This window comes from Paraburkholderia phenoliruptrix (assembly GCF_902859825.1).
Taxonomy (GTDB): Bacteria; Pseudomonadota; Gammaproteobacteria; order Burkholderiales; family Burkholderiaceae; genus Paraburkholderia; species Paraburkholderia phenoliruptrix.
Genome location: NZ_CADIKB010000045.1, coordinates 1 through 16424, shown reverse-complemented (window position 1 = coordinate 16424; position 16424 = coordinate 1). Strand labels below are relative to the sequence as shown.

9 protein-coding genes are annotated in these 16424 nt (G+C 59.8%); 3 read left to right on the top strand and 6 right to left on the bottom strand.

All coding sequences use genetic code 11. The features are described from left to right. Nucleotides 1-248: 248 nt before the first annotated feature. Nucleotides 249-419: a rubredoxin gene (locus HV711_RS28390; protein WP_006047743.1), complete on the bottom strand. Its 171-nt coding sequence runs from the start codon at nt 417-419 to the stop codon at nt 249-251. Between the two features lie 295 nt (nt 420-714). Here HV711_RS28390 and HV711_RS28385 point away from each other — a divergent pair, with 295 nt between their 5' ends. The 3 genes from HV711_RS28385 to cysC all read left to right on the top strand — a co-directional run bounded on the left by HV711_RS28385 (nt 715) and on the right by cysC (nt 3543). Continuing rightward, nucleotides 715-1575 (top strand): hydroxymethylpyrimidine/phosphomethylpyrimidine kinase, encoded by an 861-nt coding sequence (locus tag HV711_RS28385; protein ID WP_028362548.1) that lies wholly within the window; start codon nt 715-717, stop codon nt 1573-1575. A gap of 126 nt (nt 1576-1701) precedes the next feature. Then, nucleotides 1702-2913, top strand: a complete 1212-nt coding sequence (locus HV711_RS28380; RefSeq protein WP_035479215.1) for a sulfotransferase family 2 domain-containing protein — start codon at nt 1702-1704, stop codon at nt 2911-2913. Nucleotides 2914-2931: 18 nt separating this feature from the next. Beyond that, on the top strand, nt 2932-3543 hold the full coding sequence (cysC, locus tag HV711_RS28375; protein ID WP_028362546.1) for an adenylyl-sulfate kinase: 612 nt from the start codon (nt 2932-2934) through the stop codon (nt 3541-3543). A gap of 148 nt (nt 3544-3691) precedes the next feature. On the opposite strand, the gene groL is transcribed toward cysC, so the two are convergent. From groL to HV711_RS28350, 5 genes are all read right to left on the bottom strand, one after another. Further along, the gene (gene groL, locus HV711_RS28370) at nt 3692-5332 is read right to left on the bottom strand and encodes a chaperonin GroEL (RefSeq protein WP_013587357.1); all 1641 of its coding nucleotides are present in this window, start codon (nt 5330-5332) and stop codon (nt 3692-3694) included. Between the two features lie 54 nt (nt 5333-5386). Further along, nucleotides 5387-5677, bottom strand: a complete 291-nt coding sequence (gene groES / locus HV711_RS28365; RefSeq protein WP_013587356.1) for a co-chaperone GroES — start codon at nt 5675-5677, stop codon at nt 5387-5389. A 481-nt stretch (nt 5678-6158) separates the two neighbouring features. Next, complete coding sequence (gene cls, locus HV711_RS28360) at nt 6159-7430, bottom strand: cardiolipin synthase (RefSeq protein WP_035479212.1); 1272 nt, start codon at nt 7428-7430, stop codon at nt 6159-6161. A 188-nt stretch (nt 7431-7618) separates the two neighbouring features. Further along, entirely contained in the window at nt 7619-13252 is a 5634-nt protein-coding gene (locus HV711_RS28355) for a YDG domain-containing protein (RefSeq protein WP_035479209.1), read from the bottom strand. Nucleotides 13253-13289: 37 nt separating this feature from the next. Then, complete coding sequence (locus tag HV711_RS28350) at nt 13290-15083, bottom strand: ShlB/FhaC/HecB family hemolysin secretion/activation protein (RefSeq protein ID WP_244142752.1); 1794 nt, start codon at nt 15081-15083, stop codon at nt 13290-13292. Nucleotides 15084-16424: the final 1341 nt, after the last annotated feature.

The window sequence follows — 16424 nt, the reverse complement described above, 5'->3', positions numbered from 1 at the left end:
GCCGCGCTCAGACTGAGCGCCTAACGCGCGAACCGGCGACTGAACAATGACAAATACGCAAAAAACGATGGATGACGCGTGGCGCGCTACCGAATGCTGAACGACCAAGGGCGCCGCAAAAGATATACAACGTCGGCTTACCGTTGCGACACTGCAAGTTCGGCGACGTTCCAACGATCCGGCGTTCCGGCGTTCTCGCTGCGGCGCGTGTCACACCTCGGCCGCGCGCCGCCGGCCGCCATCGGACCTCAGATCTGGACCATCTCGAAGTCTTCCTTGCGCGCGCCGCACTCAGGGCAGGTCCAGTTGATGGGAACGTCTTCCCAGCGCGTGCCCGGCGCAATGCCTTCGTCCGGCAAACCGGCTTCTTCGTCGTAAATCCAGCCGCAAATCAGGCACATCCAGCTTTGATATTCCATTCTTGTGTCGCGTCGTGAAGTCCGTGGAAACGGGAGCCATGATGGTACCGTGTTGCCGCCCCAATGCCTAGCAATGGCAAATGCCCAGTCCAAGTCTCGGAGGGTCTTCCGCTATGCAAGATGGGGCAAACGGCGCAGCGTGCGGCGCCGGGTCACAGGCGCGCCAGAGCCGGGCCGCGCGGTATCGCGCGAAGCCGCCCCGATGCGAAAAAACGCCCTCGCGTCGGTTTAGGACGCATAATTGAGCCAATTGCGCACCGAGTGCGCCGAAAACACTGCTCCTTTGTAAAACTTCATGCCCAGCGACACGCCTCCGATCGTCCTCACCTTCGGCCTTTCCGACCCGACCGGTGGCTCCGGCCTGCAAGCCGACCTGATGACCCTTGCCAGCATGGGTTGTCACGGCGCCTCCGTGCTCACCGGCTACACCGTGCGCGACTCGGCAACCTGCGACGAAGTCAACGGACTCGATCCCGAAGTGGTGGCCACCCAGGCGCGCATGCTGCTCGAGGACATGCCGATTGCGGCGTTCAAGGTCGGCGCCTGTACGCGCGCCGAAGTGGTAAGCGCGATCGCCGAAGTGGTCGCGGATTACGACGACATTCCGCTGATTCTCGCCCCCGACTTCACGCTCGACGACGAACATGTGCTCGCCGCCGACGAGCTGCGCGAGGCCATCGCGGATCTGCTCGCGCCGCAAACTACGCTGCTCGTCGCCGATTCCGCCACCCTGCTCGCGCTTGCGCAACCCGACGGCGACGCCGAAGCGCCGAGCCTCGACGCGGCGATCTCGCATTTGCTGTCGCACGGCTGCGAATACATCCTTTCGACGGAAACCGGCACGCACCGGCTCGTCAATACGCTTTTCAGCGAAGACGGCCAGTTGCGTCAGGACATGTGGGACCGCGGCAACAACCGCATCATGGGCTTGACCGACACACTCGGCTCGGCGATCGCTGCACTCCTGGCCAACGGGCAGGAGCCGGCGGAGGCGGTCCGCGAGGCTCAGGAATATCTGTATCAGGCCGTGCAGAGCGCATTCCGGCCGGGTATGGGCGCGTATATGCCGGACCGGTTTTTCTGGGCCCGCAGCAGTGATGAGGAGACGCCGCCGGCGAGCGGGAAGGATGCAGCGCCTGGGGAAGCCCGGCACTGACCTCTTTTTCGGCGTCAGTCGCGCCTCCCGGGGACCGTAAGCAAACCTTATCGGTGTAATTAAACGTTACAACGAAGCGCAAACGCGCGGGTTACACTTACAAATCGTAATTCGTCATACCGTTATATGCCCGCGCCCACGTTTTTCGTCCACCCGCCCAAGAGCGGGGGATCAACGGTGATCTCGTTCTTCGACCTGAATAGAGGTAAAGACCGATTCGTCGTCTTCGAATGGGACAGGGAAGGTTGGGACAGGTGCCGCGCCAAGCTACTCGAAACAGGCATTGGCGGCGGTCACCAGCCGTATGGCATTCATAGAAATCTCAAGACCCCACTCGCCTATTGCACCATCCTGCGCGATCCTCTCGCGCGGCAAATATCGCATTACCGCTATGCGCTGAATGGCAAAAACGGCGAGGTCGCGCGCGGCGCCAGCGTGTCGGCGACGGAGGCGCTCGTGCGGCGTGGCGCCCTCTCCCTTGAAGAGTGGGTGAGCGAATCACTCGGCGGCAAAAACGTCTTTGTGCAAATGCTGAGCGGCCATTCGGTGCCTGACGTGCCAAGTCTGGATATTGCGAAAGCCAACTTGCGGCATCACTTCAGCGCGGTGGGCATTTGCGAAAACATGAGCGAATTTTTACTCCGGCTCTGTGCGAAGACCGGATTGAAATTACCGTTTTACTTTGAGACGAACATTACGAATGGTTCGCCGAAAGAAATTGGCCAGTTGAGCGAAGGCGCGAAACAGAAATTCGTCGAGGACAATGGCCTCGATTACGCGATTTTGGAGCATGCGAAGCGCGTAATTGAAAGCGATACGCACAGGTCCGGCAGCGTGTTTGCAAAAGCGCTTGAACTGGTCAAGGTAATCCAGGCGGAGATCAATCGGCTTGAGAATCCGTATCTGCACAAGTCGGTGGTGTTCGGCTTCGACGAGGCGTTTCTCGCGAAGGTGCATGGCGTCATCGGCCGCTTTGACCTCGCACCGATCGACGAATATCTGGGGCTCGCAGGCAGCGAAACGCAAACGATTGCGGACATGTACGACGGATTTGTCGACTCGGTGCGCGACGGCATTGTCTCTGGCTGGGCGGTAAACCTCAGTCGTCCCGAACAGACGGTATCGCTCGAAGTGCGGATCGGCCACGAAGTCATTGCTCGCGGCTCGAGCGGCGAGCATAGGCCCGACGTCGCCCAAGCTGGCTATCCGAGCGCCTACGCCGGCTTTTCCATCGCTTTACCGCCTGGCGCGGCCGACGGATTTCACGTCGCCCTCGCCGATTCGGCGGAACGGCTGCACAACGCCGGTGTATGGCGCCAAGGTTGGCACTGCGTCTAAGCTTTCAGGAATATGAGAATGGAGCAATCCTGCGGCCCCGTACAAGGCTTCCACGGCACCATCAAACTCGCGGACAGAATGCGGATTCTCCGCCAGAAGCCGGTCACGATCTGGCTCACCGGCCTCTCGGGAGCGGGCAAGTCGACCATCGCGTTCGAACTGGAACGGCAACTCGTCGCGCAAGGCCACGCGTGCTACGTGCTCGACGGCGACAATGTTCGCCACGGCCTCGCCAGCGACCTCGGCTTCGACCCGAACGACCGCCACGAAAACATCCGCCGCGTGGCGCACGTCGCGCAGTTGATGAATGACGCCGGCCTCATCGTCATCACCGCCCTCATTTCGCCGATGCGCGCCGATCGGGCCATGGCGCGCGACATCATCGGCGCCGGCAATTTCATCGAGACGTACCTGTCGGCATCCGTCGCGACCTGCGCGCGCCGTGACCCGAAAGGGCTCTATGCGAAGGCGCTGGCCGGCGAAATCCCCGTGTTCACCGGCATCTCGGCGCCCTATGAAGCACCCGTCGATCCGGAACTCGTGATCGACACCGCCGCTTTGACACCAGGCGAAAGCGTGGCCGGCATCTTCCGATACTTGCGCGAGCATTGCCTCGCGCTTGCGGTCTAGCCAGCAAACGCGGTCCCAAAAGCAGAAAGCCAAAGAAAAACCCGCCTGAGCGGGTTTTTCTTTGGCTTTGCGGACCTCGCGGTGCGCTCTTCCATCAACTCCCGGGTGAGCCTCATTGAAGAGACCCAACCCGGGAGCGGGCACGAATTTACATGTCCATGCCCATGCCGCCCATGCCGCCGGGCATGCCGCCGGGCATCGGTGCATCTTCCTTCGGCAGTTCGCAAACAGCTGCGTCGGTGGTCAGCAGGAGACCTGCAACCGATGCTGCGTTTTGCAGCGCCGTGCGCGTTACCTTCGTCGGGTCCACGACACCCGCGTCAACCAGGTCGACGTACTCGCCGGTTGCTGCGTTGTAGCCGTAGTTGCCCTGGCCAGCAGCCACTGCCGCCACCACGACGCTGGCTTCTTCGCCGCCGTTCGTGACGATCTGGCGCAGCGGCTCTTCCATGGCGCGCAGGACGATCTTGATACCTGCGTCCTGATCGGCGTTAGCGCCCTTCAGGCCGGCGATCGCCGTACGTGCACGGATCAGCGCGACACCGCCGCCGGCCACGATGCCTTCTTCCACAGCTGCGCGCGTTGCGTGCAGTGCGTCTTCGACACGTGCCTTCTTTTCCTTCATTTCGACTTCGGTCGCAGCACCGACCTTGATCACTGCAACGCCGCCTGCCAGCTTGGCAACGCGCTCTTGCAGCTTTTCACGGTCGTAGTCCGACGTCGCTTCTTCGATCTGCTTGCGCACTTGCTTCACGCGAGCTTCGATGTTCGCAGCTTCGCCAGCGCCGTCGATGATCGTCGTGTTTTCCTTGCCCACTTCGATGCGCTTCGCCTGGCCCAGTTCTGCCAGCGTTGCCTTTTCGAGCGTCAGGCCGGTTTCTTCAGCGATGACCTGGCCGCCGGTCAGGATCGCGATGTCTTCCAGCATGGCCTTACGACGGTCGCCGAAGCCCGGAGCCTTCACAGCAACGGTCTTCAGGATGCCGCGGATGTTGTTCACCACCAGCGTTGCCAGTGCTTCACCTTCGACGTCTTCAGCGATGATCAGCAGCGGACGGCCAGCCTTCGCGACTTGTTCCAGAACCGGCAGCAGGTCACGAATGTTCGAGACCTTCTTGTCGTGCAGCAGCACGAACGGGTTTTCCAGAACGGCGACTTGCTTGTCCGGGTTGTTGATGAAGTACGGCGACAGGTAGCCGCGGTCGAATTGCATACCTTCGACGACGTCCAGCTCGTCTTGCAGCGACTTGCCGTCTTCGACGGTAATGACGCCTTCCTTGCCGACCTTGTCCATGGCTTCAGCAATGCGCTCGCCGATCGACGTGTCGCTGTTTGCCGAAATCGCGCCGACTTGTGCGATTTCCTTGTTGGTCGTGCACGGCTTGCTGATCTTGCGCAGTTCTTCGATTGCAGCAGCCACTGCCTTGTCGATACCGCGCTTCAGGTCCATCGGGTTCATGCCCGATGCAACGTACTTCATGCCTTCGCGGACGATGGACTGAGCCAGAACCGTAGCGGTCGTGGTGCCGTCACCTGCGTTGTCGCTGGTCTTGGAAGCCACTTCCTTGACCATTTGCGCGCCCATGTTCTGGAGCTTGTCCTTCAGTTCGATCTCTTTTGCGACCGACACACCGTCCTTCGTGACCGTCGGGCCGCCGAAGCTGCGTTCCAGGACCACGTTGCGGCCCTTCGGGCCCAGCGTAACCTTCACAGCGTTCGCGAGGATGTTCACGCCTTCGACCATCTTGGCACGGGCGGAATCACCGAATACGACGTCTTTAGCTGCCATCTTCTAACTCCTTGAATTCTTTGGATATAACCTTGGCAAGTAGCGGCTTTGCGCTTACTTGTTCACCACGGCCATGATGTCTTCTTCGCGCATGACGAGCAGTTCGTTGCCGTCGACCTTGACGGTCTGGCCTGCGTACTTGCCGAACAGAACGCGGTCGCCGACCTTCACGTCGAGGGCAATTGCTGCGCCCTTGTCGTCACGCTTGCCCGGGCCGACTGCCAGGATTTCGCCCTGATCCGGCTTTTCTGCTGCGGCTTCGGGGATCACGATGCCCGACGCGGTCTTGGTTTCTTGATCCAGACGCTTGACGATCACGCGATCATGCAAAGGACGAAGGTTCATACATACTCCTCTCTTGATTGAGACTGAAGAACGCTTGGAAAACCCGGTTGGCCGAGCCAACCGGCGAAGTTGTTAGCACTCTCGTGCAGTGAGTGCTAATTATATGGACGGGTGGTGACAAATTCAAGAAGCGGGGAGCAGACGCGCCGAAGGTCGTCCAACTCTTGACTTTGTTGAGTCTGGAGGACACCGTTTTAGACGAGAATGTCTCTCAAATACAGATACTTACGATCAAAAACCCTTTCATCTGGCGGTCCGGGCGGAGCCGCACGGCCGCCTATTTGATGCGCGATTGCGCTGCTCACATCACATCAGTGGAAACCCGAAGGCCAGGCTTTAAGGACAGTGGTCACACTCGCACGCCGATTCGGCGGGCATGTGCGCACATCGCGCGTTAGCCGTGGCGCGTCTTCCATTGGCGGTCGTCCGTGCTCCCGCGGCAAGAAAATCCCGCGACTTTCTCCTCCATACCGCTCCAACGTCAAAGTTGCGGATCGAGCAGCGCGACAGCGCGGTCCAGCAACTTTTCGAGGAGTGGACGGCGGCGCCAGTCGTCGAGCGAAATGCGTTTTGCCCGGGCGACGTCGCGATCGAAAATCGCCGCTTGCTGGCGTGCGAAATCCCGGTCGTAGATGTTCAGATTCGCTTCGTCGTTGAGTTTGAACGAGCGGCTGTCGAAGTTTGTCGAGCCGACCGACACCAGATACTCGTCGACGACAAGCAGCTTGCAGTGGAACATCGTCGGCTGATATTCGTGCATTTCGATGCCCGCCGCGAGCAGGTCGCCCCAGCATGCACGCGACGCCTCGCGCACCGTGTGGGCGTCGATGCGCTTGCCGGGAGTAATGACGCGAACCTTCACGCCGCGCTTCGCGGCTTCGACGAGCGCATTGATCGTCAGCTTGTCCGGTACGAAGTACGCGCTCGACAGGTGAATCGAATGCGTCGCGGCGGTGATGGCCATCAGATACATCAGCTGCATGTCGTCGCTGCCGCCCGAAGGCGAGCTGCTGAACATGTGCGCGAGGCCGTTTCCGGCAGCGTCGATCTCCGGAAAGTAGTGCGAGCCGTGGAGCACGTTTCCTGTCGCCTTGACCCAGTTGTCCATGAAGACGGCCTGCATCTGTCCGACAACCGGGCCTTCGACGCGAAAGTGCGTATCGCGCCAGTGCTTCTCGTCCTGCGCGTGCCCGGTCCATTCGTCGGCAATACCCACGCCGCCTGTAAAGCCAATGCGTCCGTCGATCACCAGCAGCTTGCGATGTGTGCGGTCGTTCATGCGGCCGAGACCGGTCCAATGCGGCTTGTGATACTGGATGACCTCCGCGCCCGCGTCGCGCAGCATCTGGAGATAGCGCCTGTCCATCTTCGACGAACCGACCCAGTCGAGCAACACATGCACGGCAATACCCGCACGCGCCTGGTCCGACAGTGCGCGTGCGATGTCCTCGCCGATCGCGCCGGACCAGTAAATGAAGGTTTCGAAGGTGATCGTGCGCTGCGCCGAGCGGATGCCTTCCAGCATCGACGGAAAGATTTCGTCGCCGTTCAGGAGCACTTCAAAGCGATTGCCTCCGACGACGGCCGGGCCGAGCAGCAGCCCCATCGAACGTGTGAATTGCGGATCGTCGCTGGCGTACAGGCGCTCGATCTTGTGCTCGATCTTCTTCTCGCCGCTCGTCAGATTCGCGATGAGAAGCACGACGAAGAGCGTGACCGCGACAGTGAGGACAATCAGGGCAATCGTCGGCATGCACGGGCCTCGCGTAGCGAACATTCGTCCGGAACCGTTAGTGTACGAGCGTTCCGCACCGCCGATGGATCAATGCTTATGTCGGCGCTTCACCGGCATCCAGTCCTCGTTCTAGCAAAAATCAAACGAAAAAAGCCCGGCGATTTCGCGCCGGGCTCGAGGGCCGCCAGTTCTCAGCGGTTACAGCATCAGGCGTTATTCGCGCCGTTGCCGTTGCGTGCTTCGATAACGACGGCCTTCACTGCCTTGACGCCGATACCGAGTTGCTTCTTCGCGATGGCCAGACCGTAGCTCGCAGCGATTTCATCGCTGTCGTTGACGCCGTTCGGCTCGATGACGACCAGCGTGCCGTCGTTGAGCATCCGAACGCGGTATTCCGTCACCGCGCCGTCCGCACGAACCACCGTGCCATTCTTCCAGTCGCTGCCCTTGCCCTTCATGTCCGGCGTCTTGTTGACCAAGCTCGGCGTACCTTCCAGTTCAATGGCGTTGCCGCGATCGACCACGTGGAACGTGCCGCGGTTGTCCAGCGCTTCAGGACGATCCGAGCGGAACACGACGAGCGTGTTACGTTGTGCGCGTTCTTCAGGTGCGTCATTCAGGCCCAGGCTCGCCTTACCGTCGATACGCAGGACAGATGTGGAGAGCGCACCGTCAGCGACATCCACGGCATCGCCACGTTGAGCCACGGTCAACGGCAAACCAACGATGAGCGCCGGAACTTCCGTCTTCGCGATTGTCTGGTCGCTGATGACCTTGCCTGCGTTTTTCGTGGCTTGCGCCGTACCGTTCATACCCGTGGCGTCAGCAACGAGCGCGGACGGGTTGTAGCCCGGGCGAACGTCTGCCTGCGCGAGGACAGCGGAAGTGTCGAGGATGTAGTTGCCTGCATCCGCACCAGCCAACGACAGACCTTCGCCGTTCACCGGCTTGTTAGTGCCAATGTTGCTGTTGTCGAACCTGCCGGTATTGCCGACGATTGAGACGTTATCGCCCGCAACCACGCCATGGAGCGCCAGATCGCTCATTGCCGCAACCGTGTTGCCATCATACGGCTTGTCTTTCGCAGAACCGGTCAACGTGACCGACTTTGGCGTAATGTCTGCCGTAGCGACTTCGTGCTTCGTGTCCAGAACGTAGTTGCCCGAGTCGTCACCCACGAGCGAGAGCCCCTGGCCGTTCACGGATTTGGACTTGCCGACGTTCTTCGTGTCGAACTGGCCGGTCGTGCCGTCCGGGGCAACCACATCTTTACCGATCACCCCAATCAGCTTCACGTTGCTCAGGTCAGCCGTGACGTTGCCGTCATAGGTCTTGTCCTTTGCGTTCGCGGTAGCTGTGATGAGCTTCCGATCGATGTCGGCGTGCGCAACGACGTCGTTTGCGAGAACGTAGTTGTTGGCGTCGGCACCCGTCAGACCGAGGCCGGTTGCGTGGACAGCCTTGCCCGTCCCTGCGTTCCTGTCTTCGAACGTAGCGCCCGTCGCAGTCGAATCAATGTTGTCGCCGCTAATGGTGCCGTTCAGCGCGATTGCACCGATCGTGGCCGTGGTGGTCGCATCGTAGACCTTGTTCTCGGCTGTAGCGCTTGCCGTGATCGTCTTCTTCGTGATCGAAGCACCCGTGACCGTCGTCGTCAGATCATAGTTCTGTGCGTCTGCACCCGCCAGCGACAGACCGGAACCGACAACAGACTTGCCCGTACCGGCATTCTTGTCAGAGAACGAACCGGTATTGCCAGAGATGGACAGGTTATCGCCCGCAACAATGTCGGCTGCGTTCAGTGACACGTTCGTCAGATCCGCACGCGTTGTGCCGTCGTACACCTTGTCCTGCGCAGTAGCCGTGCCCGTGATCGCGCGTTTGCTGATATCGGCGGTCATGTGCAGCGTTGCATCCTGCGAACCCGAGGCCAGCACGTAGTTGCCTGCGTCGTTGCCCGTCAGGGACGTAGTAACCGTCACATCCTTTCCGACGCCCGCATTCTTGTCTGCAAACTGGCCGCTTGCGGACGTGCCGACGTTGTCGCCGGCAATAACGCCAGTAACGGTCGTGTGAGCCGTGGTCGCCGTGTTGCCGTCATAGACCTTGCCGTCCACGGTCGTCACGCTCGTGAGGGCCTTCGGCGTGATCGTGCCAATGTCACCCGAAAGCGTGTCTTCCGCGAGACGGTAGCCATAGACCTGCACGACCTTCGAGCCGTCCGGATTCGTGCTACCCTGGTTCTGCGCGACGCCCAGCTTCACACCCGACAGCGTAACGGTCTTGCCCGTACCTGCGTTCTTGTCGCTGAATTGGGCGTTCGCCAGGTTCGCGTCATTCAGGATTGCGAGCGGGACCTTGTCGCCATCAATGCCGATGAGGCCGGAGACCGCGACGTTACCGAGCGTGACCGTATTGCCCGTTTGCGTCCCGTTTGCATCCGTAACCACGGTCGTGTTCGTTTGCGTGGCGGTCGTGCCGTCATAGGTCTTCGTGACGGTGCCGACAAGCTGACCGGTCAGGACGGCTGAGCGCGAGTACAGGTAACCGTTCTTGCCCGCCTGGTCGCCATTCAGGATCTGAACGAGGTCCGCACGATTGCCCACCGGGTCGGTGATGACACCATTCAGGTCCGGTTGACCACGGTCATCGAGCGATGCAACGTCAGTGCCGACCCACTTGCCGTTGACGTTGCTGTACGTGCCGTCCGATTCCTTATACGTCGCTTCGTAGACCTTGAAATCGACATCCAGATCGCGCCCGACATCCTTGTCCGGCGTGGTCGAGTAGACGAGCCAACGACCGCCCGCCCCTACCGTCAACGCATCGGCGCCACGGTCGTTCACGAAGTTGCCGCCTTGCGACTCCTGCACGTCGGTGGACTTGTGGTCTGCCGTTGCTGCTGCGAGGATCGCGTTCGTCCCGGCCGTGACTGTGCCATTCGTCGTGATCACAACGTTGCCACGGCCCGTGCTCGTTGCAGTTTGATCTGCGTTTGCATCGCTGCCGACGTTGGCCGTGTTGTGGTCAACGGAATCCGCAGCCTGGATGAGCACCGAACCGGTGTTGTTCGTGACCGCACCATTCACGACAGCCGTGCCGCCGATCAGGCCAACCTGGCCGGCTGCGTTGAAGGTGAAGGGCGCGGACGTGCCGTCCATGTGACCGACTTCGATCGTACCGAGATGATCGGTGCTGCCGATCACGAGCGAAGGCGTGCCTTGCTGTTGCAGATAAGCGAGGTCGCTTGCGCTCAGGAACGTGCTGGAAGTGGTATTGCCGGTAACCGAACCGTCGCGGTTGACCGTGCCGTTACCCAGGACGACACCCTGGTCGTTGCTGACAAAGATGTTCGTGCCCTTGTCGGCCGACGCCAGTTGCAGACCGGTCGTCGCGAGGCCCGTCACACCGGTGTGGCTGATCGCGATCGTGCCGCCCTCCAGACCGACGAGACCCGTGGTGGTCGTTCTCGCTCCGGTCTTGTCCAGAACGGACGGGTCGAGCGTCGTGCCCGAGTCGAGCGTGACGGTGCTGTCCTTGTCCGTCTTGATCGTAGCGCCGCCGTGAATCTCCCAACCGGAGGTATTGACGTTGCCGCCTACGTTTAGACTACCGCCGAGAATCGTCTTGTTAGCGGGTTTCGTTCCGCCCGGACCACCTGCATCCGGAACAGCCCGGAACGTGCCGGCTTGACGGGAGCAGCTACCATCGGCACAGACGAGATCGACGGCACTACCGTAGGTGAACGTCGCGGTTTGGCCCGAGTTCCAACCCCACGCGTAGTTAAAATCGCCGCCGTTGGTCTTGACCTTACTGCTCACAACCAGATTGCCGCCACCCGCGTGGTCCGAATCGGCGTGGATGTAAATGTAGCCGCAATACGTCGTCAGATCGCCGGAAATGGCGAGACCGTCCGCGCCCAGAAGCGTAATCGTACCTGCGCCCGGCGTCGCACCATTCACGCCGGTCCAATTGGTGCTGCCATAAGCGCTCGTGGAAGTGGATTTGCCGTTTGCGTCAAGCCCGCCCAATGCCACGAGGTTAAAAACACCCTGATTGGTGTCGGGATTGTTGCCCGTATTGTTGCCGATGTGACCAGTGGGATTACCGCTGCCAAGGTACTGCCCGGCCTCCATATAAATGGAACCAGCCCCAGACACTTCAAGGGTATTGTTCTTGTTGTCGAATGTGATGAAGCTATTGTTCGCGCCCGTGACGGCCTGGAAACTCACGCCATCCTGAAGCTTGATCTTGCCGTCGCCCGTGGTATAACCCGCTGCCGTGCCCGTGGGTCCGTGCACAACTTGCGTCAGCGTATTGCCGTTCGCATCCTTCGTCAGGTCGTTGAAGTGAATCAACGTATTGGCGTAAAGGCTGACATTGGCCTCTTGCGCTTCCAGCGTGCTCTCGTAGATATTCAGAACACCGGTGGTATTCGTCTTTCCCCAGTCCGAAGGATTGGTGCTCGCACTTGCCGGAGCTTCACCGCCCCAGATCTGGATCGTGTCCGGGTCAAGCAACAGCGTACCTGCTGCGCCGAGCGTGGACAGACCGTGCGTCACGCCCGTATAGCTCAGACCCGTCTTGCCGGAGACTTCGGCGAAACCACCGTTACCACCGTTCTTGCCGCCACGGATAAAAATCTCGCCCGAGAACGCATTGGTGCCGTCCGACCAGACCGCGACCGTACCGCCATTGCCCTTTTGCGTTGCATCCGCCGACAGAACAACGTTCTTGCCCGCTGTGACCGTCGTCGCATTGTTAACAGTAGCGTCTTCACCATGAAGACCGCCACCGATCTTGATCGTACCGCCCCCCAATGCACCATCGGCCTTGATCGTCGCATTGTCGATCGCGATGGTCTTGCCTTCAATCACGACATTACCGCCCACGCCGTCAGCCGACGAGACGTTCAGCGTTCCCGCCACGGTCGTCTTGCCGTTTGCCGGGTCGTTGTCCAGAACGATGCGACCGTTCTTCGATTGCAGCGAACGCGCTTCAATCACGCCCGTGTTGTTGACCACGCTGCTAATAGCCGCGTCAGCAGCACGCGCCGTCAGCACCACTGCGGAGCCGTCAGCCGAAATCTGGCCTTCGTTGCTCACGAGTGCGTCGAGCGTGCCCTTCGTGACCTGAACGCTGACGAGACCGTCGCCGTTGAAGTCCAGATTGACGTCTTGCCCGGCTGCAAGCGCAACGCCCTTCGCGTTGATCGAGCCCTGGTTCGTGACTTGCTGACCGATCAGCGCGACCACGCCCTGGCTATTGATCTTGCCCTGGTTGACGATGTTGCCCATCGCTCCGGTGAACTTCGTTTTTCCCGCGAGGAAGTCGCTGTCGCTGATGTTCGCGCTCGAAGCAACGAGCCCCGCAACGTTGATGCTCGCGCCCTTGCCGATGACCACCCCGCCGGGGTTGATGAGCCACACCTGGCCGTTTGCGTTCATGGCGCCAAGAATCTGGCTCGCGCCGTTACCGCCGATGACCCGGTTCAGCGAAACAGCGGCGCTGCTCGGTTGTGCGAACGTGACGGAATTCCCTTGGCCAATGTCAAAGCCGTTCCAGTTCGTGACCATCTTTCCGGAATTCTGGGTGATAGTCATGGACGAACCGTTTTGCGTGATCGAGCCCTGGCCCGCCACGATTTGACCGCCAGTCGGAAGCGGCGGGGCTGCGTACGCTGCGTCTGCGACGGCAATGACACTGAGGACTGCGAGAAGGGCCGCGCTACCTGTGCTGCGTTTGCCGCGAGCGTTGGTGTTCTCGGCGACGGCGACGAATGAACCGATCGTGGCATTCCACACCAGCCGATAGACGTGATTCAGGGATGCTTTCTTCATTGGGAATCCTTATGAGATTGATGAGAGGGCCGTTCGGTCAGAACGCCATGCCGAGTTGGAGCCACGCACGCCAGCTGGTACTCAGGCCATCGGCGTTGTTACCTGACAGCGAAGCGCCATCATTGCGGCCGATCGTCCGCGCAACAGCCGCGTGTGCGTTCCAGCGACCGCTCCACACGTTCACGCCCAAACCTGCCGAGGTCAACGTCACCTTGTTCGTGTGGCCTTCGTTGATTTGCGAACCGGCGTAGTTCGTGTGATGCAAACGGATCTGGCCGACATCCACGAATCCGAGCGCCTGGACCTTGACGGATGGAACGCCGATGTTCACGAAACGGCGCAGCTCGACCGTCCCCAACCAGCCTTCGTCGCCCGAACCTTCACCAACCGGATAACCGCGAACGCCCGTTGGACCGCCAAGCAGAAACTTCTCCGAACTGTCGAGGTTGGTATTCGACAATTGGCCCGCCCAACCACCGTAGACGCTCCAGTTCTGGTCGAGGGTTTGCAGACGGCTGAAGTTCGCAGCGAGTTTGGTGAACGTCCCTTGCGTGCCCGCCGTCATCGAGTCCGCCAGTTGATCGACCGGGTTGCCCGACAGATCGACGTGACCTAACGTCACTGCTACCCGCCCTTCCGTCACACCACCTTGCAGCAGACCGTCGTAACGGTTGCCCGACAGCGAGAACGTCAAGTTGTCGAGCTTGCGCTTGCTCAGGTTCACGTCGAGCGCGCTGTCCTTCAGATACTTGTAGTCGTACATCACGGTCGCATTGAGGTTCTGCGTGCGCGTACGAATGAGCGGGTAATTCAGACCGGCCGAACCCGTCACAGCCGAACCGCGCAAGTCAAGTGCCGAGTAAGCCTCCTGAACGACGCGATAATGCAGATACGAGCCGCCCAGCAACAGCGTCAGGCCAGTGGGCGTCAGCGGCACGCTGTAGCCGAGGTTGGCGACTTCCGTGCCTTGGGTCTTGCTTAGACCGAGCGTGACCTGATCGCCCATACCGAGCGGATCATTCACGAAGAACGTTGCCGTGCCGCGCTCAATGCCGGTGCTGCGGTTGCCATAGTTGTCGATCGACAATAGGCCGTTGACGATCGGAGTCGGTGTCGCTTCGATGAGAAGCTTGCTGGTGCCCGGTTGTGCACCCTTTTGCAGGATTGCTTTGGCGCTCACGCCCGGACGGTCGTTGATGAGCAGAAGTGCGCGTTCGAGGTCTTCCTTCTTCAGCGGTCGATCGGTCGACAGGGCTGCGTTCGCGATGGCGGCGATCCGCTCATTGCTGCTGCGCGTCTTGCCGTGGATGGTTACGCGATCCTTGCCGGATTCCAGACGGCCCTCCACGATCGTGATGACGAGATTGCCCGCCGTCAGGTCCTGAGGTGCCAGGTAGGCGTAAGCGAGTGCGTAGCCTCGTCCGCGCAGATATTGGGTGATCGTATCTGCGATTTTTTGCAAACCCGCGTGGGTGAGTTTTTTGCCGACCATCGAGGCAGTAGCAGACTGCAAATCCTCTGCATCTGCCACACGCTTGTCACCGTTGAAGGTGATGGACTTCAGCGTCACAGTGGGGCCGGCTTCTGGTTCAGCTGCGCCCGGCGCAGCTTCGGACGGAATGACTTCCTCCGGGGTTGTGGCTTGAGGTGCGCGTGGTTGCGGGGCCATTTGCTGCTGATTCAGGAGGGAACCTGCATTCGGTAACGATTGCGCGTATGCAGGAGCCGCCATGATCAGGATCGCCAGACCAATCGGAGTCGGAAGTTTTGTTCGGAGGGTCATGAGTTGCTTATGGCCGTTGCGGTCGACGCTCCGCTGCAATTGCGTCACCCCATTGGTTAATCTGCTGGTCATGCATTTCACCTTGATAGTAGTTAGTTATGCTTCTTATTAATGTCACCGATCCTGAAAAATGGGATTCGGTGATCAACCGCTCTTCAGCGACATGCGCGACGTACTTGAATCGTCAGCACAGCTGTGAGAACGGTAGGTCTTTGTGCCCTCGCGGACGTAAGATTGCTTGCCTCAAGCACGCTCCTACCGTGGCTCGACACGTAAAACTTACGCTTTGCGCCGGGCCAGAATTTGCACTCGAGAGGAAAGACTTTGTAATTGATTCGCGAGAACTCGCGGATGATATATAAGCCACCAGGAAAGAACTAATAACAAGTGTTAAATCACACACCGTAGAACATGCGAGTTGAACGGGAGCGACGGTCGAGTGGTTATGAACGCCCATGCGCCCGCCAGTTTTTGTACTAACACCCCAGTTAGCTCACCATTAGCACCTGACGTTATGCCCGCGAAGAGCGTACCTGTCGTCGCATTTGCGCTTCATCCCAACGTTTAGTCTTTGAGAATGCTCATGGCTGTGGTCTTTTCTCTGAAGCGTGCGCCGACACTGCGAGGCGAGTCGGATCCGTTCCCTAAAATTCCAATGCATTGTTAAATATGACAGGCACTATGCACAGATGCCTCATGCAGCAACGGGCCGAATGATGCTATTTACCAAATCAGCAATAGCGACTGCGTTCGACCAGGCGTTCCCAAGTCGATTACTTCCTTTATGGGGGAACGGGTCCATCAGTGCGAGCGAAGAGCGCTTGGCGCACATTCAATCCGTCTGCATGAAGGAAAAGCAATCCTATAACGGCGTTGTAAATGCGCGAACGGACAGGACATAGCAACTGCGGTTGCGGGGAGAAGCGCCAACTGCCGGCCTTGAAATTGTTTCTTACGAGCATGCGCCCGGACTCTGTCCGCCTCGGATACTAATGTGTGATTTCCCCTGTTGTCGCATCATTTTGTTTCGCCGGCGCTTAGTGGGTCATGCCTCATCCCCCGCGCAAGCGCTCTTCTATTCAAACAAGTTGGCACTATAAGAGACGAGGTGAGCCTACTCGCGTTAGACGCGGTGGCTCCCAAGAGGTGTTACAGCGACCCGGGTCTCAGCTCTACTATTCGAAACCACCCTTTATGGGCTGATGTTTTATTGCGCTTTCTGTTCTGACTCTGGCGGCGTCACGGGGAATTTCATTTGCCCACGCTCAGACAGGCCGTGAGATAAGGTCAAGTCTGGTGTATGGGCAGTTGATAGCGGGCGACGTCAAGCGGCGAGTTTCTGCTGACCCGGTTGATCGTCTTGCACCGGCTCGCCGTCCTGGAAGGCAA

Excerpts from the sequence above, each read along its gene's own strand:
- HV711_RS28390 (WP_006047743.1), bottom strand. The coding sequence starts at position 419 with ATGGAATATCAAAGCTGGATGTGCCTGATTTGCGGCTGGATTTACGAC.
- HV711_RS28385 (WP_028362548.1), top strand. The coding sequence starts at position 715 with ATGCCCAGCGACACGCCTCCGATCGTCCTCACCTTCGGCCTTTCCGAC.
- HV711_RS28380 (WP_035479215.1), top strand. The coding sequence starts at position 1,702 with ATGCCCGCGCCCACGTTTTTCGTCCACCCGCCCAAGAGCGGGGGATCA.
- cysC (WP_028362546.1), top strand. The coding sequence starts at position 2,932 with ATGGAGCAATCCTGCGGCCCCGTACAAGGCTTCCACGGCACCATCAAA.
- groL (WP_013587357.1), bottom strand. The coding sequence starts at position 5,332 with ATGGCAGCTAAAGACGTCGTATTCGGTGATTCCGCCCGTGCCAAGATG.
- groES (WP_013587356.1), bottom strand. The coding sequence starts at position 5,677 with ATGAACCTTCGTCCTTTGCATGATCGCGTGATCGTCAAGCGTCTGGAT.
- cls (WP_035479212.1), bottom strand. The coding sequence starts at position 7,430 with ATGCCGACGATTGCCCTGATTGTCCTCACTGTCGCGGTCACGCTCTTC.
- HV711_RS28355 (WP_035479209.1), bottom strand. The coding sequence starts at position 13,252 with ATGAAGAAAGCATCCCTGAATCACGTCTATCGGCTGGTGTGGAATGCC.